Origin of the sequence: Clostridium sp. HCS.1, assembly GCF_047900555.1 — a bacterium.
Classification (GTDB): domain Bacteria; phylum Bacillota; class Clostridia; order Clostridiales; family Clostridiaceae; genus Clostridium.
Window position 1 is genome coordinate 2,719,671 of the sequence record NZ_CP170704.1, and the last position, 25,442, is coordinate 2,745,112.

Here is a 25,442-nt window from a genome sequence, read left to right on the forward strand (position 1 = left end):
ACTACACCTCCTTAACTATATGAAAATTTAAAAGAGCTGAAAGAGCCATTTTTAAATTCTCTCTTTTAATAATATTATCTATAAATCCATGTTCTAATAAAAATTCTGCACTTTGAAAATCTTCTGGCAATTTTTCTTTTATAGTTCCCTCAATTACTCTTCTGCCTGCAAAGCCAATTAAAGCCTTTGGCTCTGCTAATATTATATCTCCAAGCATTGCAAAACTTGCTGTTACTCCTCCTGTTGTTGGATCTGTTAATACAGTTATATAAAGTAATCCTGCATCACTATGTCTTGATAATGCGCTACTAATTTTAGCCATTTGCATAAGGGATAATATTCCCTCCTGCATCCTTGCTCCACCTGAAGCAGTAAATACAATTATAGGTAGCCTTCTTTTTGTAGCTTCTTCTACTGCAATAGTAATTTTTTCTCCTACTACCGTTCCCATGCTTCCCATTAAAAAATTTGAATCCATAACAGCAATAATTGCTTTATTTCCACCTATTTCACACAGGCCAGTTACTACTGCCTCATTAGTACCACTTTTATCTTCATTTATCTTTAATTTCTCTTCATAGTTTGGAAAATCCATTGGATTATTTGACTTCATATATTTATTGAATTCCCTAAAGGTTCCTTTATCACAAATTTGATTAATTCTTTCATAACTACCAAGCCTAAAATGATAATTACAATTAGTACAAACATTATAATTTTCCTCTAAGGATTTTTTGTATAAAATCTTACCACAATTGCTGCATTTTATCCAAGTTCCATCTGGAACTACTGGTATATCCTTTTCTTCTAAATTAGTTATGTTTATAACTCCATATTGTCTTTTTTTAAAAATCCCCATATTTTTTCACCAACTATAAATCGTATTCTTTGCTTATAAAACTAGTATCATAGTCTCCTAAGCGAAATTTATTATTATTTAAAATATCTATCTGAAATTCAATATTATTGTCAATTCCTTCAATTACAAACTCCTCTAATGCTCTTAACATCTTATTAATAGCCTCTTCTCTATTATTCCCATAAGCTATTAATTTTGCTATCATAGAATCATAAGTTGGTGGAATAGTATACCCTGTAAAAACTGCAGTATCTACTCTTATTCCATTACCACCAGGCAAATTTAAAAATTCTATATTTCCTGGAGAAGGGATAAATCCCTTACTAGGATTTTCGGCATTTATTCTACATTCAATAGCATGCCCTTTAATTTTAATATCCTCTTGAGAAAAACTTAAGCTTTCTCCATTCGCTATATTTATTTGTTCTTTTACTATATCTATAGATGTAACCATCTCTGTTATGGGATGCTCTACTTGTATTCTAGTATTCATCTCCATAAAATAAAAATCTCCATGCTTATCTACTAAAAATTCTATAGTACCAGCATTTACATAATTAACTGCTTTTGCAGCATTGATAGCTGCCTTACCCATTTCACTTCTAAGATTTTCACTTAAAATAGTTGATGGGGCTTCTTCTAATACTTTTTGATTTCTTCTTTGAACAGTGCAGTCTCTTTCTCCTAAATGAACTATATTTCCATGTTCATCTCCTAAAATTTGAAATTCAATATGTCTAGGATTCTCTATAAATTTTTCAATATAAATGGTATCATCTCCAAAATTTACTTTAGCTTCAGTTTTAGCAGTAAAATAAGCATTTTCTATATCACCTTTTGTATAAACTATTCTTATACCTTTACCACCGCCACCTAAAGCTGCTTTTATCATTACTGGATATCCTATTTCTTCTGCTTCTAAATATGCATCATCTAGACTTTTTACTATTCCATTACTTCCTGGTATTATTGGAACATCTGCATTTTTCATAATTTCTCTAGCCCTAGACTTATCTCCCATTATTCCAATGGTATTACTAGTAGGTCCAATAAATTTTATATTGCATTCTTCACATATTGCTGCAAATTCAGAGTTTTCAGATAGAAATCCAAAACCTGGATGTATTGCATTGCATTTAGTAATTACTGCTGCACTTATAATATTACTTTCATTTAAATATGATTCCTTAGATTTAGGTTTTCCAACACAGATAGCTTCATCTGCTAACTGAGTATGCATAGCATCCTTATCAGCTTCTGAGTAAATGGCTACTGTTTTTATTCCAAGTTCTTTGCAAGCCCTTATTACTCTTACTGCTATTTCTCCTCTATTAGCTATTAATACCTTTCTAATCATTAAAACACCTCTTTATTAACCAACCATAAAAGTTAGCTCTGCCTCACATACCTTTTTGCCATCAACATAGGCAATTCCCTTGCCAATTCCTGCTATACCTCTAATTTTAGTTAGTTCAACTTCTAATTTCAAAATATCACCTGGAACTACCTTTTTTCTAAATTTAGCATTATTTATTCCACCAAAATAAGCTATTTTCCCTTTAAATTCTTCTCTTTTAAGTAATGCTACTGCTCCAGTTTGAGCCAAAGCTTCTATAATTAAAACACCTGGCATTACTGGCTCTGTTGGAAAATGTCCTTGGAAAAAATATTCATTCATAGTAACATTTTTTATAGCAACTATTTTATTATTTTCTAATTCTTCTACTTTATCTATTAATAAAAAGGGATATCTATGGGGTATTATTTCCATTATTTCTTTTATATCCAAAGCCTTCACCTACTTTATTTTAAATAATTCCATTCCATATTCTACTATGTCTTCATCACTTCTTAATACTTCAACTATTTCGCCATCAAATTCAGAAGTTATTTCATTCATTATCTTCATGGCTTCTACTATACAAAGAACATCCCCTTTTTTAATATAATCACCCTTTTTAACATAAGCCTTTCCTCCAGGAGTTCCACAAGAGTAGTAAGTTCCAACTAAAGGAGATTTAACTATATTATAAAGAACTTCATTTGAGTTAATATTAGCATCATTACTATTTGTTTCTTCCATATTATTAACTAAATTTCTCTTTACTTTAGATGAACCAACTTTAGCTTCTGATTCATTTACTAAATTATTATCTTCTATATTACTTTTTAAACTTTCTTCATTCTTACTTAACTTTAATTTAAAATCTTGATCTTCTAATTCAAAGACCCTAAGAGAAGAGCAATCAATTGATTTTATTAAATCTTTAATTTGTTCATAAGTTAACATCTTATTTTCCTCTCCACTTTTTCAATATTATAGTTCCATTATGGCCACCAAATCCTAAGGAGTTTGACATAGCATAATTTATATCTTCACTTTTCCCATTATTAGCAACTAAATTCAAATCACATTCTTCATCTGGATTTAAATAATTTATATTTGCAGGTATAAAGCCTTCCTCTAATGCCTTAATTGAAATTATTGCTTCAACTGCACCAGCTGCTCCAAGTAAATGCCCTGTCATAGATTTAGTAGAACTTACATATACTTTTTTTGCTGCTTCAGAAAAAGCTCTTTTAATTGCTACTGTTTCGACTTTATCATTTATTTCTGTTGAAGTTCCATGTACATTTATATATCCAATTTCATCTGGAGATATATTTGCATCTCTTATAGCATCTCTCATAGCTCTATAAGCTCCATCTCCATCTAATTTTGGAGATGTAATATGATAGGCATCACAGGTAGTTCCATATCCAACTACTTCACCATATATTTTTGCTCCTCTAGATAAGGCACTATCTAAATCTTCTAATATTAAAGCACCTGCACCTTCACCCATTACAAAACCATTTCTATCCTTATCAAAAGGAATAGATGCTCTATTAATATCTTCACTTTTACTAAGAGCAGTCATAGATTGAAATCCTGAAATACCAAATTTACAAATTGAAGCTTCTGTTCCACCTACTATAGCTCTATCTAAATATCCATCCTTTATACTTCTATAAGCCTCTCCTATACAATGTGTTGATGATGCACAAGCAGTAGTAATACTTAAACAGCTTCCTTGAATACCAAATTCTATAGCAATTGCTCCAGCAGCCATATTAGAAATAATAGTTGGAATCGCAAGGGGTGATACTCTGCTAGGACCTCTATTGATTAAATTTGTCATTTGATTTTCTATTGTAATAAGGCCACCAATTCCAGATGCAAATATAACTCCAAATCTTTCTCTATCAACAGAGTCCAAATCTATATTGCTATCTTTTATACACTCTTTTGCACTTATTAAAGCAAATTGTATAAATCTATCTAATCTTTTGGCATCCTTTTTCCCTAGAAAATCCTCTGCATTAAAGTCTTTTACTTCTGCTGCTACCTTTACTTTAAAATCTGTTGTATCAAAACATTTAATATTATCTATTCCATTTTTTCCTTCCTTTACAGAATTCCAAAAGCTATCAATAGAATTACCAATTGGTGTTATAGCTCCTAATCCTGTAACTACAACTCTTCTTTTCATACTAATTCTCTCCTTTAATGCATAACCATTCCACCATCTACATTTATCACTTGCCCTGTTATATAATTTGATAAATCTGATGATAAGAATAAAACTAAATTAGCTATTTCTTTTGGTTCTCCTATTTTTTTCATAGGGATAGTCTTTAAAACTTCCTCCCTTACTTTCTCTGGCAAAACCTTTGTCATATCTGTATTAATATATCCAGGAGCTATTACATTAACATTTATATTTCTTGATGCTAGTTCTCTTGCTATTGATTTTGAGAATCCTATTACACCAGCTTTAGATGCTGCATAATTACACTGACCTGCATTTCCAGCTACTCCAACTACAGAGGAAATATTAATTATTTTACCAAATCTTTGCCTAACCATTATTGATGATACAGCCTTTGTCATATTGAAAGTTCCTTTTAAATTAACATCAATAACATCATTAAAGTCCTTTTCACTCATTCTTAATAATAGTCCATCTTTTGTTATTCCAGCATTATTTATTAATATATCAACACTTCCAAAATTCTCTTTTACTTCTTTAATAAAATTATTAACTTCATCTTCATTACTAATATCACATTTAATGGCTAATGCCCTAACTCCTAAAGTTCTTAACTCTTCTAATAAATTCTCTATTTCTTCATTATATTTTCTATAATTAATTGCAATATTAGCTCCATTTTCAGCTAGAGTCTTAGCTATTTCTCTTCCAATTCCTCTAGTTCCACCTGTGACTATTGCATTTTTATTAACAACCATCTAATACCTCAATCCCTTCTAATGTCTTTTTTAGAGATTTCATATCTTCAACATTAAAGATATTAAGTTTTAAACCTTTTTCTCTACTAATTTCCTTTATAAATCCACTTAATACTCTACCAGGTCCAAGTTCTATAAAAGTATCTACTCCCATATTAATAATCTTTTCCACACTTTCAGACCATCTAACAGAAGATTTAATTTGCTTACAAAGTAACTCTTTTATTTCTTCTTTATTTTCAATAATATCAGCTGTAACATTAGATATTATTTTAATTTCTGGATTATTAAAATTTATTTTATTTAATTCCTCTTTAAGCTTAATGGAAGCACTTTCTAATAAAGAAGTATGGAAAGGTCCTGATACCTTAAGTTCAATTGCTCTTTTAGCACCCATCTCTAAAGATAATTCTTTTGCTTTTTCAACTGCTAGCTTTTCACCACCAATAACTATTTGGTTATTGGTATTATAATTTGATATCTCTACTACTCCAATTTTGCTAGCTTCATTTATGGCTATATTCAATTTAGATAATGGTAATCCTATAATTGCAGCCATGGCACCAACACCTATTGGAACTGCTTCTTGCATAAGCTTTCCTCTTTTTCTTATTAGTGGTATAGCTTCCTCAAAAGATAAAGATTTTGATGCAATTAATGCTGAATATTCTCCAAGACTTAATCCTGCTACTACATATGGTTTTATTCCTTTATCTTCTAAAGCCTTCATAGCCATAATAGATGTAACTAAAATTGCAGGTTGAGTGTTTTCAGTAATATCTAACTCTTCTTTTTTACCATTAAAGATTAATTCTTTAATATTAAAATCTAGTAAATCCTTTGCTTTATCAAGAACCTCTTTAGAAACTAAAATATTATCATATAATTCCTTACCCATACCTATATATTGAGATCCTTGCCCTGAGAAAATAAATGCTATTTTCATATTTTTATCTCTCCTAAAAACTATTATTAATTTTTTCATATTCAAGGAAGATTTCTTCAATAATCTCTCTAGCACTTTGCCTTTTCTTTATAAGTCCTGAAATTTGTCCAGCCATAATTGATCCATTTTCCATATCCCCATCTTTTACAGCTTTTCTTAATGCCCCTCTTCCTAATTCCTCCATTTTCTCTAATGAAACATTTTCCTTTTCAATATTAATATATTTTCTTGCTAGTTTATTTTTAATAACTTGAACAGGGTGTCCTGTTGCTCTTCCTGTAACAACAGTATCTATATCTTTAGCATTTATTACTGCTTGCTTATAGTTATCATGAATTGTACATTCATTAGCTACTAAAAATCTAGTTCCTAATTGAACACCTTTTGCACCAAGTATAAAGGCAGCGGCAACACCTCTTCCATCTGCAATTCCGCCTGCGGCTATAACAGGAATATTTACAGCATCAGCTACTTGTGGTACTAAAACCATAGTAGTTAGCTTTCCAATATGCCCTCCTGCTTCGCAGCCTTCTGCTATAATTGCATCAGCACCAGCCTTTTCCATTCTTTTTGCTAAAGCTACTGATGCAACAACTGGAATTATTCTTATCCCTGCATTTTTCCACTTTTCAATATACTTTCCTGGATTTCCAGCACCAGTAGTTACAACTTTAACTCCTTCTTCTATGACAATATCTGATAATTCATCTGCATTTTCAGATAATAACATTATATTAACTCCAAAAGGTTTATTAGTTAGTTCTTTAGCTTTTCTAATTTCCTCTCTTACAAAATTTGCAGGAGCATTTGCACCTGCAATTATTCCAAGACCACCAGCATTAGATACGGCTGCTGCTAGAGAACTATCTGAAACCCATGCCATTCCACCTTGAAAAATAGGATACTTAATATTTAACAAATTGCATATATTGTTATCCATGAGTTTTCCTCCAATATAAATTTATATAGCTATACTTTATGCAACACTCTCAATATATTTAACTGCATCCCCCACAGTTTTAATCTTTTCTACATTTTCTACCTTTACATTAAAGGCATCTTCAATTTCCATAACTACTTGGAATAAATCTAGAGAATCAGCTCCTAAATCTTCAATAAAGTTAGTTTCTAATTTTACTTCCTCTCCATTAACTCCTAATTGATCCATAACTATTTCCTTAATTTTTTCAAATACCATTTTATATTCCTCCTAAAATTTAATTAATGCACCAGCCCAGGTTAATCCACCACCAAAAGCTGCTAATATTATTTTATCGCCTCTATTTATGAGCTTTTTATCTAATAGTTCACTTAAAACTATTGGTATACTTGCTGCAGATGTATTACCATATCTATCTACATTTACATAAAACTTTTCTCTATTTATTTGTAATCTTCTAGCAGCTTCATCTATTATTCTTAAATTTGCTTGATGTGGCACAATATACTTGATATCATTTATATCTTCATTTGCCTTATCTAATAATTCTTTAATTATTTCTGGTAAAATAGATACTGCAAATTTAAAAACTTCTCCACCCTTCATTTCTATATATCTCTTTTCATTTGAATTATCAAAAGAAAAAGGAGTTTTTAATTTTAGTTCCGATGCAACTAAAGTTTTTTCTCCTAAATTTCCATCTGCTCCAAAACAAGTACTTATAATTGAGTCTTCATGTTCACATAATTCTATTACTGCTGCACCTGCTCCGTCACCAAATAATACACATGTATTTCTATCTGACCAATCAACTATCTTTGATAATACCTCAGAGCCAATAATTAATGCCTTCTTTTTATCTGTTGTCTTTATTAATCCTGAGGCAATTATTAAAGAATATACAAAGCCTGAACAAGCTGCTGATATATCAAAGGCTGCTGCATTTTTGCAACCTAAAAGTCCTTGAATACTACATGCTGTTGATGGCATTAGTTTATCAGGTGAAGTAGTAGCTACGATTATTAAATCTATATCTTCCTTACTACACTTACTATTTGTTAAAGCATTAAGTGCTGCCTTATATGCTAAATCAACAGTTCCTTCCCCAGTTGATATTCTTCTTTCTTTTATGCCAGTTCTTTTTACTATCCACTCATCTGTGGTCTCAACAATAGACTCTAAATCCTTATTTGTAATAATATTATCTGGACAATAATGGCCAATTCCAAGTATTCTAACTCCTCTCATTCCACGCCTCTTTCTGTAAACCAAAAATTTCTAAATGAATTCTATTTACTTTAAAACAAATTGTTATTTTAAACAGACATCTTTATTCTTATTGTATTAACTACCCTAGTACCAACTAAAGCTGTTACTATTGATTTAATAACATCTCCTGGAAGAGTTATTAAAAATCCATTATAAATTGCTAAGCTTATAGTTATATTCATGCCTAAATAGAATCTGTTTATTAAATAAAAATAAATTACTCCAATGAAATAAATAACTGTAATTCCCAAAAAATTTGCTAAAAGTAAATTTTTAAAACTATTCTTTTTTATTTCAACTACTTTACCAATTACATATGCTGCTATTATTAGTCCAATTAAATATCCAAATGTAGGTTGAAATATATATTGAGGGCCTCCCCCCTTTGTAAATACAGGAATACCTATAAGTCCTATAAGAATATATAATAGTTGGGATAATGCTCCCTTTTTCCCTCCTAAAATAATTCCACTCATACTACTAAAGAAAAATTGCATTGTAAATGGAACATAGGGTATAGGGATACTAATAAAGGCTCCTATGGATGTTAGAGCTGCAAAAAATGCTATTAATACCTTATCCCCTAAAGTTAGATTCATTATATCACCTCCCTCAAATATTTTGACTATCAAAATATTAACATCATAATAATACCAATTTTTTATTTTGTCAATATTCAAATTATTTTTTATTTTTATTGTATTTTTGAAATTACTAGACTATACTATTAATTATATTTTGATAATCAAAGTAATTTTTATAGTATGAAAGGAGTAACTTTATGAATATAAAGCCATTAAAAATAGGAAATTTAGTAGCTAAACTTCCAATAATCCAAGGGGGCATGGGTGTTGGTGTTTCTCTATCAAACCTTGCTGGAAATGTTGCAAAACATGGAGCAATAGGTGTAATATCAACTGCTCACCCAGGATATTTGGAGGAGGATTTTGAAAATAATACGTTGGCAGCTAACATAAGAGGCTTAACTAAACATATAAAAAAAGCAAAGGAGATAAGTAATAACGGAATAATTGCTGTTAATGTTATGGTAGCAATGAACAACTATATTGAATATGTAAAAACCGCTATAGAAGCAGGGGCAGATATGATAATTTCAGGTGCTGGATTACCCTTAAACTTACCAGAAATAACAAAGGATAGTTCAATAAAAATAGCCCCAATTGTATCTTCTTCAAAAGCTGCAAGAATAGTACTTTCTTATTGGAAAAAGCATTTCAATAGAACAGCTGATGCCGTAATAGTTGAAGGGCCTCTTGCTGGAGGGCATCTAGGCTTTAAAAAAGATAAAATAGATGATGAAACAAATACTTTTACTAAAAACCTTCAAAGTGTAATAGAAGAAGTGAAAAACTTTGAAAAAGAATTCAATAAAAAGATACCAATTGTTGTGGCTGGAGGAGTATTTACTCATGAGGATATGATGAAATATTTAGATCTTGGTGCTAGTGGAGTTCAAGTAGCAACTCAATTTGTAGCAACTCATGAATGCGATGCTCATATAAACTTTAAAAATGCCTTTGTAAATTGTAAAAAAGAAGATATAGAGCTTACTATAAGCCCAGTAGGTATGCCAGGTAGAGCAATTAGAAATAAATTAACAGAAACCTTAAAAACTCAAAAAGTAAAAATAACAAAATGCTACAATTGTTTAATTCCATGTAACCCTGCTAGTACTCCTTATTGCATTAGCTCCGCATTAATAAAGGCTGTTAAAGGAGATGTAGAAAATGGATTAGTATTTTGTGGTGCAAATGCATATAGAATAAATAAAATATCTTTTGTTGAAGAAATACTTAATAAACTTATGAATATAAAATAAAAATTGGAGCTTTTACAAGCTTCTAAATAAAAAATGTAAAATTATTTAGATAATTTATGAGAAACTTCTAAATAATTTTACATTTTATTGTTTATTTTATATGCATTAAATCAATTTAAAAATTATTTATATTATATATATTTTTAAATTGATTTGGTGATACCCCGTACTCTTTTTTAAAGGCTCTATAAAAGCTTGAATAATCCTTAAATCCAAACATTAAGTAAGCTTCACCAATGGAAATATTACTTAAAATAGCATTTTTACATTTTTCTAATCTTTTCTTAATAATGTACTTATGAATAGAAATACCTGTATTATTTTTAAATAAATGACATACATAATATTTATTTAAATAAAACTCATTTGCTACTCTTTCTAAAGGCAATTCTTCATCTAAATGCTCTTCTATATAATTTATAATATTTTGGTATAAATCTATTTCGCCTTTCTGTAAATATAAATTATTTTGTTCATAAACAATTCTATTTAAGTACAATAATAAATCATTTACACAAATTGATATTTTTGTGTCTCTTCCAAATCTTTTAGAATTCATCTCTTCTATTAGTTGAAATATTTTAGATTGGATTGTATTAAAAGTAATTATATCATTATGAAATATATATTTCTTTTTTTCTTTTACAAAATCTATTAAATATCCATAATCCTCTGAAATTCCTAACAATTTATTAAAATATTCTTCACTTATCCAAAATACAAATCTACTGTATAAGCTCTTACTATTAATAATTGGATAATGCTGAACCTTAGGGGGAACTAGAATCATATCTCCTCTTTGAAGCTTGTATTTATTCTTATCAATAAAAATATCTATATCTCCCTCTAAAAATAAATAAAACTCATAATAATTATGGCTATGTAACTCTACCTTAGCTGGATTGTAATCACTGTAATAATATAATTCAAAGTCCTCTGAGAACATATATTGTCTCTTTGTAAACTCAGTTTTTAAATTTTTTCTCATAATTCCCTCCTTTTATTAAAGTTACCATATAAAAGCAACTTTTACAATGTTCATGACAATAGATTCAATTGGATTTCTTAAAGGAATATTTAATAATAAAAATAATTATATGTATTTTAAAGGAGGATTTATTATGGAAATGACATTAAGATGGTTTGGTTCAAAATTTGATACAGTTACATTAAAGCAAATTAAACAAATTCCAGGAGTTACTGGGGTTATAACTACCCTATATGATACCCTTCCAGGAGAAGTATGGAGTAGAGAGCGTATAAGTGAACTTAAAAATGAAGTGGAATCTCAAGGTCTTCATATATCTGGAATTGAAAGTGTTAACATTCATGATTCCATTAAGCTTGGATCTAAAGACAGAGATATTTATATTGATAATTATATAAAAACCCTTGAAAATCTCGGAAAAGAAAATATCCATTTAGTATGCTATAATTTTATGCCTATTTTTGATTGGACTCGTACTGAACTTGCTAGAGTTAGAAGTGATGGGTCAACAGTTCTTGCTTATAATCAAGATGTAATTGATTCCTTAAACCCAGAAGATATGTTTAATCACATTTCTGGAGATTCAAACGGAACAGTTCTACCTGGATGGGAACCTGAACGAATGTCAAAAATTAAAGATTTATTTGAATTATACAAAGAGATAGATGAAGAAAAGCTCTTTGAAAATCTAGAATATTTTCTAAAGAAAATTATGCCTGTATGTAATAAATATAATATTAATATGGCAATACATCCAGATGATCCTGCATGGAGCGTATTTGGTTTACCTCGTATTATCATTAATAAAGAAAATATTTTACGTGTTTTAAATACTGTGAATGATCCACATAATGGGGTTACTTTCTGTTCTGGCTCCTATGGAACTAATCCTAAAAATGATTTACCTGATATAATTCGTTCTCTAAAAGGAAGAATACACTTTGCCCATGTTAGAAATTTAAGATTTAATTCACCAACTGATTTTGAAGAAGCCTCTCATCTTTCTTCTGATGGCTCCTTTGATATGTACGAAATAATGAAGGCTTTATATGAAATTGGATTTAATGGTCCAGTTCGTCCAGATCATGGTCGAATGATATGGGATGAAGTTGCTATGCCTGGATATGGTCTATATGATAGAGCACTTGGTGCTACTTATTTAAATGGTCTATTAGAAGCTATTATAAAAGGAGACAAATAATATGAAGTTAACTGAAAATGGACTATCTAATAGTGAGAATTTAAAAAAATTAGGTTATGACCTTCCTAATTATGATAGATACAAAATTATAGAAAACTCAAAGGAAAATCCTAAATGGATTCATTTTGGTGCAGGGAATATATTTCGTGCTTTTCAAGCAAATATTGTTCAAAAACTTTTAAATGATAATATCATTGATACTGGTGTTATAATTGCTGAAGGCTATGACTATGAAATTATAGAAAAAATTAATAATCCACATGATGATTACAGCATTCTTGTTACATTAAAATCAAATGGAACTATTAATAAAACTATAATAGGTAGCATAACTGAATCATTAATAGTGGACACAGAAAATGAAAATGATTTTAATAGATTAAAAGAAATCTTTCAAAAAGATTCTCTTCAAATGGCAACTTTTACAATTACTGAAAAGGGCTATAGTTTAGTAGATGGACATTGTATTACTCTCCCATCTATATTAAAGGATATAAAAAATGGTCCAGAAAAGCCTGAAAGTTATATTGGGAAAATAGTATCTCTTCTATATACTCGTTATAAGTCAGGAAAAAAGCCATTAGCTATGGTAAGTATGGACAATTGTTCAAGAAATGGGAGTATATTTCATAACTCTGTATTAGAATTAGCTAATAAATGGCTTGAAGGTAACTTTGTTGAAAAAGAATTTATTAATTATATTAATGATGAAGACAAAGTATCTTTTCCATGGACTATGATTGATAAAATAACACCACGCCCAGCCTCTTCTATAGAATCTCTACTAAAAGAAGATGGATTTGAAGAAATTGAATCTATAGTAACAACTAAAAATACCTTTATAGCACCCTTTGTAAATGCTGAAGAATGTGAATATTTAGTTATAGAAGATAATTTTCCAAACGGTCGTCCTCCACTGGAAAAGGCTGGTGTTATATTTACTACAAGATCCAATGTAGAAAAAATAGAAAAAATGAAGGTATGTACTTGTCTAAATCCCCTTCATACAGCTCTTGCTATATTTGGATGCCTTCTTAATTATGAGTCAATTTCTAAGGAAATGGAAAATAACCATTTAAGAAAATTAGTTGAAATTATAGGTTATAAGGAGGGCCTTCCTGTAGTAGTAAATCCAGGTATATTAAATCCAAAGGATTTTATTGATACTGTTATAAATGTAAGGCTTCCAAATCCTTTTATCCCTGATACTCCACAACGAATAGCTACAGATACTTCTCAAAAACTATCAATTCGTTTTGGTGAAACAATAAAAGCTTATAGTAATTCTACTATCTTAAAGATTTCTGATTTGAAATTAATTCCCCTTGTCTTTGCTGGATGGCTTAGATATCTTATGGCTATAGATGATAATGGGAAGTCTTTTAAATTAAGTCCTGATCCAATGTTAAAATCATTAACTTCAATTATGTCTACTATTAATCTTGGTGATAATAAAAACTTTGAAGAAATATTAAAGCCTATACTTCAAGATAATAAAATCTTTGGAGTAGATTTATATAAAATAAATATGGCTTCTACTGTTTGTAACTATTTTAGGGAAATGGTATCTGAAATAGGAGCAGTTAAAAGAACCTTAGAAAAATACCTATAAGGAGGTTATTATGAAAGCTTTTATTAATGAGGATTTTTTATTAAAATCAGAAACTTCAAAGAAATTATATAAAGACTTTGCATGTAAAATGCCAATTATAGATTTTCATAACCACTTAAATCCAAAGGATATATATGAGGATAAAATATATAACAACATTACAGAAGTTTGGCTTGAAGAAGATCATTATAAATGGCGTGCTATGCGTGCATATGGAATCAATGAGGATACTATAACTGGTAACTCTTCTGCTTATGATAAATTTCTAGCATGGTCAGAAACTGTCCAAAACTTAATTGGAAATCCTCTATACCATTGGACACATCTTGAACTTAAGAATTACTTTGAAATTGATACCCCATTATCTCCTAATACTGCCACTACTATATGGGATGAATGTAATAAAAAATTAAATTCTAAAAAGTATTCAATTCGTAATCTTCTTAAAATGCAAAATATAGAAGTTCTATGCACTACAGATGATCCTATTGATAGCTTAGAATATCATAAGAAACTTAAGGATGAAAATTTTCAAATAAAAGTATTACCAACCTTCCGTCCTGATAGAGCAATTGATATTGAAAAAGAAGATTTTAATATTTATATACAAAAATTAAGTGAAGTAACTAAAAAAGAAATAATAAATATTTCTCATTTAGTAGATGCATTAAAAAAGAGACTTTTATATTTTATAGAAAATGATTGTTTTATAAGTGATCATAGCATAGAAGAAAACTTTTCTGTATCAGCTACAGAAAAGGAAGCTAATACTATTTTTCAAAAAAAACTTTCTGGAATAAGCCTAACCCCTATTGAAGTATCTAAATATAAAGGGTTTATATTAAAAGAACTAGGATATGATTATTTTAAGAATAATATAACTATGCAATTGCACATTGGTGCTCTACGAGATAATTCAACTCGAATATTAAAAAAAGTAGGTGCTAATTCAGGAATCGATAGTATAAATGATTTTAATTATGCTAAAGCTCTTAGTGAACTATTAAATTCCCTAGATACTACTAATGAGCTTCCAAAGACAATATTATACTGTTTAAATCCAAGAGACTTAGAAATGCTTTCTACTATGTGTGGTAATTTTCAAAGTAATAATAATGGCATTAAGGGAAAAGTTCAATTAGGAGCTCCATGGTGGTTTTCAGATAATAAATTAGGAATTGAAAATCATATAGATATATTATCATCTACAGGTATGTTTTCTACTTTTGTTGGTATGGTTACCGATTCTAGAAGTTTTTTATCTTTCCCAAGGCATGAATACTTTAGAAGAATTTTATGCAACAAAGTAGCAACACTTATAGATAATGGTGAATATCCAGCTGACTTTCATTATCTTGGAGAGCTAATAGAAAATATTTGTTATTATAATTCTAAAAACTATTTTAATATATAAGGTCTTTAATGATTCCATATATTTACATGTATTTAATAATTTTATATACTTATAGTATATACAATATTTGGGAGGAACATTATATGGCCTATGCAGAAAAAAAGCCTATAAAAAGAAGTAACCTTAGATTATTTATGGGAAAAGCTTATTATAGAAGTAAAAAATATATACAATGGTATTTTTCAAATAAATCTTACAGTAAAAAAATTAGTAATAACCAATTCAACTATTTAGTATTTACACACAAAACACCTCTTTATAGAAAGCTAAAGGATGTAGATATGTATTTACAAGAAAATAAAGTTGAAAATTTAAAGCTAGCATTAAAAAAGCTTAATGGATTAGAAATTAATCCTGGTGAATACTTTTCTTATTGGAAGGCTATAGGAAAACCAAGCTACAGGAAAGGATATAAAGATGGTGTTGTATTATCTCCTGATGGTACTTTTAAACCTGGAGTTGGTGGAGGGCTTTGTCAATTATCAAATTTAATTTACTGGATGACTCTTCACACACCTTTAACTGTAACAGAAAGATATAGACATAGCCATGATGTATTTCCAGATATAAAAAGAACTCAACCCTTTGGTTCAGGAGCTACTTGTTTTTATAATTATTTAGATTTAGAAATCAAAAACACTACAAATACTAAATATCAGCTTATTCTCTTTCTTACTGATAAATACTTAGTTGGTGAATGGAGAGCTACAGAGCCCTGTAACTATAGTTATGAAATATATGAAAAAAAACACTCTATGACCCCTGGCTTCTTTGGCCATTATATTAGAAACAATGTTATTTATAGAAAAGTGTACAACCTTCATAATGAATTAATAAAGGATGAATACATTTGCGAAAATCATGCTTTTATGATGTACCAACCATACTTAAGTAATGTAAAATGAAGAATGTAGAATTAAGGAAAAAACTCCTTGCGGAGTTTTAGGAAGTAAAATAATGAAGAAATTAAAAAATTAAAAAATCCGGATAAGAAAACTCCTTAGGGAGTTTTTTATTTTGCGTAATTTGGTACAAATTACTTCAATAATTTTTTATTTTACATTCTTCATTCTTCATTTATAAGCTGCAAATGCAGCTTATTTTAGTGATTTTTTCAAGGCTTTTAGCACAACTTTTGGATCTTTTTTATATGGTGTTACTGGTATTACTTCTTTATGTTTTACACCTAGTAGTGTGTATACAGCAATTCTTGCAGCACGTACTGAGTATTCTTCTGTAAATACCATGTCTTCTGGAATCTCAACGAATTGACCAATCATAGCAAAGTTAGTTGAACCTTCTGGAACTACTTTAGGTCTATCTGTAATTTTTCTTGGTTGGAATTGTGAATCTACATATGGCATCATACAAGGAATTACATTTACTACTGAATTCATGATTTCATCGATATCATTTTCAAAGTGAAGATGATATATAAGTTCTGTTAGTATTTCTTTTCCTGTACATTCTTTCATTGGCTTCTTTACATAATCACCTTTTTTGTCTGTATAAAGTCCATATCCCCAAAGAATAGTAGTATCCATTGGTTGATTTTTAAAATGTGGTTGTGCTGCTACTACTATGCTCATTAACCAACTTGAATCTTTAAAAGTCATTAATGCTCCACTTCCTGGTATATTACCTGAAAATTGCTCAATAAGCTTTAATAATTTATTTCCTTTACAAGTAACAGTAAAGCTTTCCCAATTAGTGTTATCTGGATTTTTAAAGAATGGTGTTGGATTACCAAGTCCAATCTTTTTCTTAGCAACTTTCTCCCAAAGCTCTGCTGACATAGGATTTTCTACCTTATATTCTGGTGCTGTATTAAAATCTCCTAAAGTTGCATTATCAGTCATACATCCAGTAGTCATAATACATATATCATCATCTTTTAATTGTATTATTCTTTCGCCTTCTAGCTCTTTTATATGAATTGCTGTTGCTGTTATTTCATCTCCTGGTTTAAAATCAATATCTGTAACTGTAGCATTTATAGTAAAATCTACATTTTTACTAACTAAATACTCTTTTAAAGGAAGTATAACTGATTCATATTGGTTATAAGGTGTACGAGTTACTCCTTCTAAAGTTTCAATTCTTGAAAATTCAAATATCATACGCTCCATATATCTTTTAAATTCAAATAAACTAGACCACTTTTGAAAAGCAAAGGTAGTTTGCCACATATACCAGAAATTTGTAGTAAAGAAATGTGGTGTATGTCTAAACCAATCTTCTATAGTTAAATCATCTAATTTTTCTTCTGGCATCATCATCAATTTTCCTAGTGCTAAACGATCAGCACTATTAAATCCCATTTTAGTTACATCTACTATTTTACCATCCTTATCAATTAAACGGGCTTGAGAATGAGTTGGATGTAACTTATCAAAATTTAATATTTCTTCCGTCACACTCATTCCAGGCATATCAATTGATGGTATAGATTTAAGTAACTCCCAAAAATTCTCGTAAGTTTCTTCATTTAGCATTCTACCACCACGTGCAATAAATCCATTTACAGAATTTCCAGCACCATCATTACTTCCACCTAAAATCTTAAGGCCTTCAATTATATGAATATTTTCTCCTTCAAAATTACAATCCCTTATTAAGTATGCTGCTCCTGCTAATGAAGCTAGCCCTCCTCCAATAAAATAGGCTTCCTTTTCATGATTATCTTCAAAACTTTCACTAAAACTTACAAAGGCTTCTTTTTTTTCTTTATTATCTTTTATTTTCTTTGCAGCAGCTGCCACAGCAGCTGCTCCTGCTATAGCTCCAACAATTAGTAAAGGATTTACTTTACTATTATTTTGTTTTTTACTCATAACACTCTTCCTCAACTTTCCTTATCTATTATGTCTTTTATTATAATTATAATTTATTAAATCATAAAAGTATTTAGAAAATTTTCATTTTAAATATTTTGTTATAGTATAAAAGAATACAGCACCTTATGTACTGTATTCTTTTACTATTTTTTTGATAGCTCATCTAAATATTTTACTGCACTTAAAGAAGCTATATTGCCTTCTCCAGCTGACTTTATATATTGATATGGTTTTCCTACACAATCACCTGCAGCAAAGCAACCAGATATATTAGTTTTCATTAACCTATCTACAGCAATATGACCATCTTCCATTTTTAAACCTGGAACTAACTGACCTGGAGAAATTGAATCTTTTAAAATAAACACAGCATTAGTTTCTATTTCACTATTTTTTAAAATTAATTTCTTAACTTTCAAATCTCCAATGACTTCTTCAGGCTTATCTTCTACTAATGTTACACCATCATTTAAGTTATAATTTCCCTTATACATAGGAACATAATATACTTTTCCTGCAATTTCAGAAACATAATTTGTTTCATCTTCCGCTTCTTTATTATGACCTATTATAGTTACAGTTTTATTTTTGTATAAAGGTGCATCACAAGTTGCACAATATCCTACACCTTTTCCTAAAAATTCTTCTTCTCCCTTAATAGGTTTTGTATATTCTATTCCAGTAGCTATAATAATAGATTTTGCCTCAAAGGTTTTATCATTTCCCATTAAAGCAAAATATTCCCCCATAGCATATATGCTATTTATTCTTTCCTCTATTATTTCAATATTCATTTCATTTAAATGCTCTTGAAATTTTTCTTTTAATAATTCTCCAGTAACATTATAAAATCCCAAATAATTATTTATTTTAGGGGCCTTAACTATTTTATTCGTTAAGTTTTTATTGCCAAATATAATAAAATCTTTATTTCTTATTCTTGCATTTAATGCAGCTGATATTCCTGCTGGACCACTTCCGATAATAGCAATATCATATCTTTTATCCAAAATTCTACCTCTATTACAGATGCTTAATTACAGCTTCCTTTAAAGAATCCTTTGGCATAAATCCTACTAAAGTATCAACTGGAGTACCATTTTTAAATATCATTAAAGTTGGAATACTTGAAATTTGATATTTATTTGCTAGATTTTCATTTTCATCCACATCAATTTTTACAAATCTTGCATTGCTAACTTCCTTAGAAACTTCTTCAACAACTGGCGCAATCATTTTGCATGGGCCACACCAAGTTGCCCAAAAATCAACTAATACAACGCCTTCATAATTTAAAACTACTTCATTAAAATTTACTTCTGATACATGTTGAACCATATAAATCTACCTCCTAATATACCCCTAAGGGGTATGAATAAATTAATTTTACTATATTATTATTTAATTAGTCAATATTCTCTATAGTATTCTGTCCATTATCTATAATTTTATTTCTTTAAATTTAAAAATTGTGATTCGTATAATTCCCTATACAATCCATCTTTTTCAAGAAGTTCTTCATGACTTCCTTTTTCTTCTATTCCCTTATCTGTTAAAACCAATATTTCATCTGCATTTTTTATAGTGGATAACCTATGAGCAACAACTATTGTAGTTCTGCCTTTACATAACTCTTCTAAAGATTTTTGAATCATATATTCTGTGGTATTATCTAAAGCAGATGTTGCTTCATCTAAAATTAAAATTGGTGGATTCTTTAAAAATACTCTAGCTATAGATATTCTTTGCTTTTGTCCACCAGAAAGTTTAACTCCTCTTTCACCTATATAAGTATCATAACCATCTGGTAAGCTCATTATAAATTTATGTATATTAGCTCTTTTAGCTGCTATAATTACTTCTTCATCAGTAGCTTCATGATTACCATATAAAATATTTTCTTTAATAGTTCCTGTAAATAAGAAAACATCTTGTTGAACTATTCCTATATTTCCTCTTAAGGATTCTAAAGTAATTTTATATATACTTTTATTATCTATTGTAATGTCTCCACTACTTACATCATAAAATCTTGGAATTAAATTACAAAAAGTAGTTTTTCCGCCTCCAGAAGGACCAACTAATGCTAGCATCTTTCCTGCTTCAATTTTTAAATTAATACCTTCTAATATACTTTTTTCCTCATAGCTAAAGTATACATCTTTAAATTCTATATCACCTTTAACATTTTTTAGCTCTATAGTACCATCTTCTTCTACATCTTCATCTATAATTGATATAAACCTTTTAAAGCCAGTCATACCATTTTGATATTGTTCCATAAAGCTTACTAGTTTCTTTATGGGTTGTGTAAATAGCTTAATATATAATAAATATGCAAAAAAGTCCCCTAAATTAATATAATTGAAATAAGTAAATATTCCACCAGCTATTAATGATATATAATCTAATATATCTATTCCAAATCCTACTCCAGCTCCATATTCTGCCATAACCTTATAAGCTCTAGATCTAGCCTCTTTAAATCTATTATTTCCTCTTTTGAACTTGTCTATTTCATATTCATGTGAAACAAAGGCTTTTGTAATCCTAATCCCTGAAAGTGAATTTTCAAGATTTGAATTTACTGCTGAAGTTTCTACTCTAGTTTCCATAAATGCATTAAGCATTCTATTTTTTTGCTTCCATGTAAAGAAAACTATAAAAGGAATAAATGCAAATATAATCAAAGTTAATGGAATATTTATTGTACATAATACTATAAATGATCCTAAAAGCATAACAGCTGAAATAAATAAATCTTCTGGTCCATGATGAGCTAGTTCTGATATATCCATAAGATCATTAATCATTCTACTCATTAAATCTCCAGTTTTATGATTGTCAAAATATGTATTAGGTAGCTTTTGCAAATGTAAGAACATATCCTTTCTCATATCTCCTTGCATATGAACTCCCATAACATGTCCATAATATTGCATAAAGTATCCACATGCAGCTTTAACTAAATAAATTATTATTAATGTAATTGCAAAAACAATAAGCATTCTAATATCTTTATTAGGAATACTATCATTTACTAATGTTCTAGTCATCATAGGATAAACTAAATCACAAGCTGCTGCTAAAAAAGCAACTAATATGTCTAAGAAAAATAATTTCTTATGTGGCTTATAATAACTAATAAATCTTTTTACCATTTATAACCTCCTATATTGCTACAAATTATTATTACTTAATAATAGCTTTATTTAGCAATTATTTCAAGTACCTCTTATAAATTACCTATAAATATCAACTATTAAGCCTTGTATTTCATCTATAGATGCAGCAACATTTAAATTTTCTATCTCACCCTTTAAAAGTGATTCTGTTAATTCTTCTAATTTTTTATCTATTGTATCCACTGTTATAAAATACTGTGTTTGCCAAAAACTAATATCTTTTTTAGTATCATACATAAATTTTAAAATAGATTCTAAATACTCTTTAATTATTTTTTTATATGCAAGGACATCTCCATAGGTTTTAGTAATTACTAATCTACTTCCTTTTTTATGAATATCCTCAATCATTTTCTTTAATTGCTCTTCTGATTTTCTATCTCTTGCTTGATTAAAACTTTGGGAAAAATCCTTTTTTTCAGATACTATTTTTCTATCTTGACTAACTATATTTTTTCTATTAATTCTTCCAATTTCCATAATATTCACCCTCTCATTAGTTATTATATCATTAAAAATTATTAAGCTCACTTTTTATATGTATTATTATTAATAAAAATAAATACAATATATTTATATAGGTTTTCATAAATATATTTTAAAATTTTGGAGGTTTTTAAATGTGGTTTAACAAAGAATCTAAAGAAATTGTAAATGAATTATCCACTAATTTAATAAATGGTCTTTCCTCTTCGGAAGCCAAGCTACGATTAGATAAAAATGGATTAAACAAAATTGAAGGAAAAAAGAAAAAATCTATATTTCAACTTTTCTTTGCTCAAATTAATGATATTATGATTTATATTTTATTAATTGCTGCTATTATTTCTTTTGTAGTTGGAGAAGTTAGTGATTCAATTATTATATTAATAGTAATATTTATTAATGCCATTATAGGAGTTATACAAGAATCTAAGGCAGAAAAAGCTTTAGAAGCATTAAAAAGTATGTCAACTCCAAGGGCTATTGTGAAAAGAGATGGAAATATTATAGAAATTCCATCAGAAGAAGTTGTAGTTGGAGATATTATAATTATTGACGCTGGAAGATATATTCCTGCTGATTTAAGAATAGTGGAATCTGCTAACTTGAAAATTGAAGAATCAGCCTTTACTGGTGAGTCTGTGCCTTCTGAAAAAAACTCTAATGTCATTACTGAAAATGTAGATGTTCCTATTGGTGACCAACATAATATGGCATTTATGTCTACCTTAGTAACCTATGGTAGAGGTACTGGAATAGTGGTTAATACAGGAATGAATACTGAAATAGGTAAAATAGCTAAAATGCTTGATGATGAAGACGAAAATATTACACCTCTTCAAAAGAAATTAGCTGAACTTGGGAAAATACTTGGCTTTGCCGCAGTTGGTATTTCAATAATAATGTTTATAATATCAATATTCCAAGGAAGAGATCTTTTAGAAATGTTTATGACTTCTATAAGTCTAGCAGTAGCAGCTATTCCTGAAGGATTGCCAGCTATTGTTGCAATAGTATTAGCTCTTGGTGTACAAAGAATGATTAAAGAAAATGCAATTATTAGAAAATTGGCTTCTGTTGAAACCCTAGGTTCAGTTAATATAATTTGTTCAGATAAAACAGGTACATTAACTATTAATAAGATGACAGTAAAAAAATATTACGTAAATGGACAAATATATAATTTAGAGTCAATAGATATTAAAAATAAAGAAACTAAACTTTTGACCCATGGAATGATATTATGTAACGATGCAACATCAAAGGATGGTGTTCAAACTGGAGATCCAACTGAAGTTGCATTAATAGATGTTGGTAATAAAATAAACATTTTTAAAGATGATTTAAATAAAGAATTTAAAAGGGTAAATGAAATCCCTTTTGACTCTGATAGAAAACTTATGACTACTGTAAATTCTTATGAAAACAAGTATTATGTTTTTACTAAAGGTGCTATAGATAGCATACTAAAAATCTCAAGTAAAATACTAACAAATGGTGAAATAAAAGAATTCACTAATAAGGAAAAATCTGAAACCTTAGATGCTTCTAACTTAATGTCAGATGATGCCTTAAGAGTTTTAGCCCTTGCTTATAAACCTATAGATAATGAACATGTTCCAATAGATGAATTAGAAAATAACCTCATATTTGTTGGTCTTATGGGAATGATTGACCCTCCTAGAGAGGAAGTAAAAGGTTCTATAGAATTAAGTAAAAAAGCTGGTATTAGAACCATAATGATAACTGGAGATCATAAGAATACTGCTGTTGCTATAGCAAAGGAATTAGGAATTGTAGAAGATATTTCTGAAGCTATGTCTGGAAGTGAAATAGATAGCTATTCTGAAGATGAATTTACAAAGGTTGTTAATAATTTTAAAGTTTTTGCAAGAGTATCACCAGAACATAAAGTGAAAATAGTAAAAGCCTTTAAATCTTATGGAAACATAGTTTCAATGACAGGTGATGGTGTTAATGATGCCCCATCCTTAAAAGCGGCAGACATCGGTGTTGCTATGGGTATTACTGGAACTGATGTTGCTAAAGGTGCTGCAGATATGGTGTTAACAGATGATAACTTTACAACAATAGTAAAAGCTGTAGAAGAAGGAAGAAATATCTTCAATAATATAAAAAAATCAATAATCTTTCTTCTAAGCTGTAATCTAGGTGAAATAGTTGCATTATTTTTTGCAATTCTATTGAATTGGCCTGCTCCTCTTTTACCTATTCATATACTTTGGGTAAATTTAATAACTGATAGTTTCCCAGCCTTATCTTTAGGTGTTGACCCTGGAGATAAAGGAGTAATGGATTTACCTCCTAGAAATCCTAAAGAAAGTTTATTTTCTGGGAGAACTGGTATTTTATTAATTCTAAATGGAATACTCATAGGTGGTAACACATTATTTGCATTTGTATTAGGAGAATATTTATATCCTGACTCCTTAAGACATGCTCAAACTATGGCTTTTGTTGTTCTTAGTGTTTCACAACTTTTCTATTCTCTTGCTATGAGAAATGAAACTAAATCATTATTTCAAGTTGGTGTATTTAAGAATAAGTTGCTAATAGCTTCATTAATATTTGGCATAGCAATACAATTTGCAATAATCACTATCCCATTTACAGCTGATATATTTAAAGTATACTCTCTTGATTTAAAAGATTGGGGAATAGTATTATTAATTTCATTAATTCCTTTTGCAATTAATGAAATAGTTAAAATTTTCTTTAGAGCTAGTGATAAGAAAAAAGCTGACTAAGCAGCTTCAAATACAATATATTAAATGTATAGTTACTGTAAATTCAAATAAATTACTAGCAATATAATTAAGGTAGAAACTCATCATGGAGTTTCTACCTTAATTTTTTCATTCTTTCATTTTTTCATTATAAAAATTCCCACTTGTTAATATTCCGTTATTCATTGAATAAATCTTATCTGCAACTTTTTCTGCAAAACTCATATCATGGGTTATAATTAACATACTCATACCATCCTTAGCTAAAGATCTTATTAATTCTGAAACTTCTCCAGTTAAGCCTGGATCTAAAGCTGATGTAGGTTCATCAAAGCACATAAGTTTTGGATTTAAAGCTAATGCTCTACCAATGGCAACTCTTTGTTTTTGACCACCTGATAGCTGATATGGATATTCATATATCTTATCTTTAAGACCTAGAAAGTTTAAAATTTCCTCTGCATTTTTTATTGCCATTTCTTCTGATTGTCCTAAAACTCTTTTAGGTGCTTCTATTAGGTTTTCTAAAACATTCATGTGAGGAAAGAGATTAAAGTTTTGAAATACTAATCCAATTTCTCTTCTTGCCTCATTAAATTTATTTTTATCAGCATATACCCCATTGTTACATAAATATTTTTCATCTATTTCTATAGTTCCACTATCACAATACTCTAGCCCATTTACACATCTTAATAATGTAGTTTTTCCACCACCAGAAGGTCCTACTATTACTACTACCTCTCCAGAATTAACTTCTAAATCTATTCCCTTTAAAACTTGTGAATTTCCAAATTGCTTTTTTAATCCTTGAATTCTTAGCATAGTGT

Annotated in this window: 24 protein-coding genes; 6 read left to right on the forward strand and 18 right to left on the reverse strand. The window is 29.1% G+C overall.

From position 1 onward, the window contains the following. Position 1 precedes the first annotated feature (1 nt). The 11 genes from accD to ACFYH6_RS12980 all read right to left on the reverse strand — a co-directional run bounded on the left by accD (position 2) and on the right by ACFYH6_RS12980 (position 8,904). Positions 2-859 carry an acetyl-CoA carboxylase, carboxyltransferase subunit beta gene (accD, locus tag ACFYH6_RS12930; protein WP_416178818.1) on the reverse strand — a complete coding sequence of 286 codons (858 nt, stop codon included), beginning with the start codon at positions 857-859 and terminating at the stop codon, positions 2-4. Positions 860-872: 13 nt separating this feature from the next. Continuing rightward, positions 873-2,216, reverse strand: a complete 1,344-nt coding sequence (locus ACFYH6_RS12935) for an acetyl-CoA carboxylase biotin carboxylase subunit (protein ID WP_416178819.1) — start codon at positions 2,214-2,216, stop codon at positions 873-875. Positions 2,217-2,231: 15 nt separating this feature from the next. Beyond that, complete coding sequence (gene fabZ, locus ACFYH6_RS12940) at positions 2,232-2,657, reverse strand: 3-hydroxyacyl-ACP dehydratase FabZ (RefSeq protein WP_416178820.1); 426 nt, start codon at positions 2,655-2,657, stop codon at positions 2,232-2,234. Then, entirely contained in the window at positions 2,658-3,149 is a 492-nt protein-coding gene (gene accB, locus ACFYH6_RS12945; protein ID WP_316344010.1) for an acetyl-CoA carboxylase biotin carboxyl carrier protein, read from the reverse strand. Position 3,150: 1 nt separating this feature from the next. Next, on the reverse strand, positions 3,151-4,392 hold the full coding sequence (fabF, locus tag ACFYH6_RS12950; RefSeq protein WP_416178821.1) for a beta-ketoacyl-ACP synthase II: 1,242 nt from the start codon (positions 4,390-4,392) through the stop codon (positions 3,151-3,153). Between the two features lie 14 nt (positions 4,393-4,406). Then, a complete protein-coding gene (fabG, locus tag ACFYH6_RS12955; RefSeq protein WP_316344012.1) occupies positions 4,407-5,150 on the reverse strand; it encodes a 3-oxoacyl-[acyl-carrier-protein] reductase in 744 nt (247 codons plus the stop codon). Next, the gene (gene fabD, locus ACFYH6_RS12960) at positions 5,140-6,096 is read right to left on the reverse strand and encodes an ACP S-malonyltransferase (RefSeq protein WP_416178822.1); all 957 of its coding nucleotides are present in this window, start codon (positions 6,094-6,096) and stop codon (positions 5,140-5,142) included. Before fabD ends, fabG begins: the two co-directional genes overlap by 11 nt. Positions 6,097-6,109: 13 nt before the next feature. Beyond that, positions 6,110-7,036 carry an enoyl-[acyl-carrier-protein] reductase FabK gene (gene fabK / locus ACFYH6_RS12965; protein WP_416178823.1) on the reverse strand — a complete coding sequence of 309 codons (927 nt, stop codon included), beginning with the start codon at positions 7,034-7,036 and terminating at the stop codon, positions 6,110-6,112. Positions 7,037-7,072: 36 nt separating this feature from the next. Continuing rightward, a complete protein-coding gene (acpP, locus tag ACFYH6_RS12970; RefSeq protein WP_416178824.1) occupies positions 7,073-7,294 on the reverse strand; it encodes an acyl carrier protein in 222 nt (73 codons plus the stop codon). A gap of 12 nt (positions 7,295-7,306) precedes the next feature. Further along, positions 7,307-8,284, reverse strand: a complete 978-nt coding sequence (locus tag ACFYH6_RS12975) for a beta-ketoacyl-ACP synthase III (protein WP_416178825.1) — start codon at positions 8,282-8,284, stop codon at positions 7,307-7,309. Positions 8,285-8,352: 68 nt separating this feature from the next. Then, entirely contained in the window at positions 8,353-8,904 is a 552-nt protein-coding gene (locus ACFYH6_RS12980) for a biotin transporter BioY (protein ID WP_416178826.1), read from the reverse strand. A 182-nt stretch (positions 8,905-9,086) separates the two neighbouring features. On the opposite strand from ACFYH6_RS12980, the gene ACFYH6_RS12985 reads away from it, so the two are divergent. After that, positions 9,087-10,145 carry an NAD(P)H-dependent flavin oxidoreductase gene (locus ACFYH6_RS12985; protein ID WP_416178827.1) on the forward strand — a complete coding sequence of 353 codons (1,059 nt, stop codon included), beginning with the start codon at positions 9,087-9,089 and terminating at the stop codon, positions 10,143-10,145. A 115-nt stretch (positions 10,146-10,260) separates the two neighbouring features. Here the strand turns inward: ACFYH6_RS12985 and ACFYH6_RS12990 are convergent, their stop codons facing one another. Then, on the reverse strand, positions 10,261-11,133 hold the full coding sequence (locus ACFYH6_RS12990; RefSeq protein WP_416178828.1) for a helix-turn-helix domain-containing protein: 873 nt from the start codon (positions 11,131-11,133) through the stop codon (positions 10,261-10,263). Positions 11,134-11,266: 133 nt separating this feature from the next. Between ACFYH6_RS12990 and uxuA the strand changes: the two genes are divergently transcribed. The 4 genes from uxuA (at position 11,267) to ACFYH6_RS13010 (ending at position 16,265) form a co-directional block, all read left to right on the forward strand. Further along, the gene (uxuA, locus tag ACFYH6_RS12995) at positions 11,267-12,334 is read left to right on the forward strand and encodes a mannonate dehydratase (RefSeq protein ID WP_416178829.1); all 1,068 of its coding nucleotides are present in this window, start codon (positions 11,267-11,269) and stop codon (positions 12,332-12,334) included. 1 nt (position 12,335) lies between these two features. Then, positions 12,336-13,946: a mannitol dehydrogenase family protein gene (locus ACFYH6_RS13000; RefSeq protein ID WP_416178830.1), complete on the forward strand. Its 1,611-nt coding sequence runs from the start codon at positions 12,336-12,338 to the stop codon at positions 13,944-13,946. Between the two features lie 10 nt (positions 13,947-13,956). Further along, complete coding sequence (gene uxaC / locus ACFYH6_RS13005; protein WP_416178831.1) at positions 13,957-15,360, forward strand: glucuronate isomerase; 1,404 nt, start codon at positions 13,957-13,959, stop codon at positions 15,358-15,360. 83 nt (positions 15,361-15,443) lie between these two features. Further along, entirely contained in the window at positions 15,444-16,265 is an 822-nt protein-coding gene (locus ACFYH6_RS13010) for a VanW family protein (RefSeq protein ID WP_416178832.1), read from the forward strand. Between the two features lie 192 nt (positions 16,266-16,457). On the opposite strand, the gene ACFYH6_RS13015 is transcribed toward ACFYH6_RS13010, so the two are convergent. The 5 genes from ACFYH6_RS13015 to ACFYH6_RS13035 all read right to left on the reverse strand — a co-directional run bounded on the left by ACFYH6_RS13015 (position 16,458) and on the right by ACFYH6_RS13035 (position 21,862). Beyond that, positions 16,458-18,194, reverse strand: coding sequence for an oleate hydratase (locus ACFYH6_RS13015; RefSeq protein ID WP_416178833.1), 1,737 nt, complete (start codon positions 18,192-18,194; stop codon positions 16,458-16,460). 146 nt (positions 18,195-18,340) lie between these two features. Continuing rightward, entirely contained in the window at positions 18,341-19,207 is an 867-nt protein-coding gene (locus ACFYH6_RS13020) for an NAD(P)/FAD-dependent oxidoreductase (protein ID WP_316345115.1), read from the reverse strand. 13 nt (positions 19,208-19,220) lie between these two features. Next, positions 19,221-19,535 carry a thioredoxin gene (trxA, locus tag ACFYH6_RS13025; RefSeq protein WP_316345116.1) on the reverse strand — a complete coding sequence of 105 codons (315 nt, stop codon included), beginning with the start codon at positions 19,533-19,535 and terminating at the stop codon, positions 19,221-19,223. A gap of 110 nt (positions 19,536-19,645) precedes the next feature. After that, positions 19,646-21,358, reverse strand: coding sequence for an ABC transporter ATP-binding protein (locus ACFYH6_RS13030; RefSeq protein ID WP_316345118.1), 1,713 nt, complete (start codon positions 21,356-21,358; stop codon positions 19,646-19,648). Positions 21,359-21,439: 81 nt separating this feature from the next. Continuing rightward, positions 21,440-21,862 carry a YaaR family protein gene (locus ACFYH6_RS13035; protein ID WP_316345120.1) on the reverse strand — a complete coding sequence of 141 codons (423 nt, stop codon included), beginning with the start codon at positions 21,860-21,862 and terminating at the stop codon, positions 21,440-21,442. A gap of 140 nt (positions 21,863-22,002) precedes the next feature. On the opposite strand from ACFYH6_RS13035, the gene ACFYH6_RS13040 reads away from it, so the two are divergent. Next, positions 22,003-24,633, forward strand: coding sequence for a calcium-translocating P-type ATPase, PMCA-type (locus ACFYH6_RS13040; RefSeq protein WP_416178834.1), 2,631 nt, complete (start codon positions 22,003-22,005; stop codon positions 24,631-24,633). 108 nt (positions 24,634-24,741) lie between these two features. Here the strand turns inward: ACFYH6_RS13040 and ACFYH6_RS13045 are convergent, their stop codons facing one another. Next, a complete protein-coding gene (locus tag ACFYH6_RS13045; protein ID WP_316344993.1) occupies positions 24,742-25,437 on the reverse strand; it encodes an amino acid ABC transporter ATP-binding protein in 696 nt (231 codons plus the stop codon). Positions 25,438-25,442 lie beyond the last annotated feature (5 nt).

Coding starts and splice junctions, on each gene's coding strand:
- accD (WP_416178818.1), bottom strand. CDS start 859: ATGGGGATTTTTAAAAAAAGACAATATGGAGTTATAAACATAACTAAT.
- ACFYH6_RS12935 (WP_416178819.1), bottom strand. CDS start 2,216: ATGATTAGAAAGGTATTAATAGCTAATAGAGGAGAAATAGCAGTAAGA.
- accB (WP_316344010.1), bottom strand. CDS start 3,149: ATGTTAACTTATGAACAAATTAAAGATTTAATAAAATCAATTGATTGC.
- fabF (WP_416178821.1), bottom strand. CDS start 4,392: ATGAAAAGAAGAGTTGTAGTTACAGGATTAGGAGCTATAACACCAATT.
- fabG (WP_316344012.1), bottom strand. CDS start 5,150: ATGGTTGTTAATAAAAATGCAATAGTCACAGGTGGAACTAGAGGAATT.
- fabD (WP_416178822.1), bottom strand. CDS start 6,096: ATGAAAATAGCATTTATTTTCTCAGGGCAAGGATCTCAATATATAGGT.
- fabK (WP_416178823.1), bottom strand. CDS start 7,036: ATGGATAACAATATATGCAATTTGTTAAATATTAAGTATCCTATTTTT.
- acpP (WP_416178824.1), bottom strand. CDS start 7,294: ATGGTATTTGAAAAAATTAAGGAAATAGTTATGGATCAATTAGGAGTT.
- ACFYH6_RS12975 (WP_416178825.1), bottom strand. CDS start 8,284: ATGAGAGGAGTTAGAATACTTGGAATTGGCCATTATTGTCCAGATAAT.
- ACFYH6_RS12980 (WP_416178826.1), bottom strand. CDS start 8,904: ATGAATCTAACTTTAGGGGATAAGGTATTAATAGCATTTTTTGCAGCT.
- ACFYH6_RS12985 (WP_416178827.1), top strand. CDS start 9,087: ATGAATATAAAGCCATTAAAAATAGGAAATTTAGTAGCTAAACTTCCA.
- ACFYH6_RS12990 (WP_416178828.1), bottom strand. CDS start 11,133: ATGAGAAAAAATTTAAAAACTGAGTTTACAAAGAGACAATATATGTTC.
- uxuA (WP_416178829.1), top strand. CDS start 11,267: ATGGAAATGACATTAAGATGGTTTGGTTCAAAATTTGATACAGTTACA.
- ACFYH6_RS13000 (WP_416178830.1), top strand. CDS start 12,336: ATGAAGTTAACTGAAAATGGACTATCTAATAGTGAGAATTTAAAAAAA.
- uxaC (WP_416178831.1), top strand. CDS start 13,957: ATGAAAGCTTTTATTAATGAGGATTTTTTATTAAAATCAGAAACTTCA.
- ACFYH6_RS13010 (WP_416178832.1), top strand. CDS start 15,444: ATGGCCTATGCAGAAAAAAAGCCTATAAAAAGAAGTAACCTTAGATTA.
- ACFYH6_RS13015 (WP_416178833.1), bottom strand. CDS start 18,194: ATGAGTAAAAAACAAAATAATAGTAAAGTAAATCCTTTACTAATTGTT.
- trxA (WP_316345116.1), bottom strand. CDS start 19,535: ATGGTTCAACATGTATCAGAAGTAAATTTTAATGAAGTAGTTTTAAAT.
- ACFYH6_RS13030 (WP_316345118.1), bottom strand. CDS start 21,358: ATGGTAAAAAGATTTATTAGTTATTATAAGCCACATAAGAAATTATTT.
- ACFYH6_RS13035 (WP_316345120.1), bottom strand. CDS start 21,862: ATGGAAATTGGAAGAATTAATAGAAAAAATATAGTTAGTCAAGATAGA.
- ACFYH6_RS13040 (WP_416178834.1), top strand. CDS start 22,003: ATGTGGTTTAACAAAGAATCTAAAGAAATTGTAAATGAATTATCCACT.
- ACFYH6_RS13045 (WP_316344993.1), bottom strand. CDS start 25,437: ATGCTAAGAATTCAAGGATTAAAAAAGCAATTTGGAAATTCACAAGTT.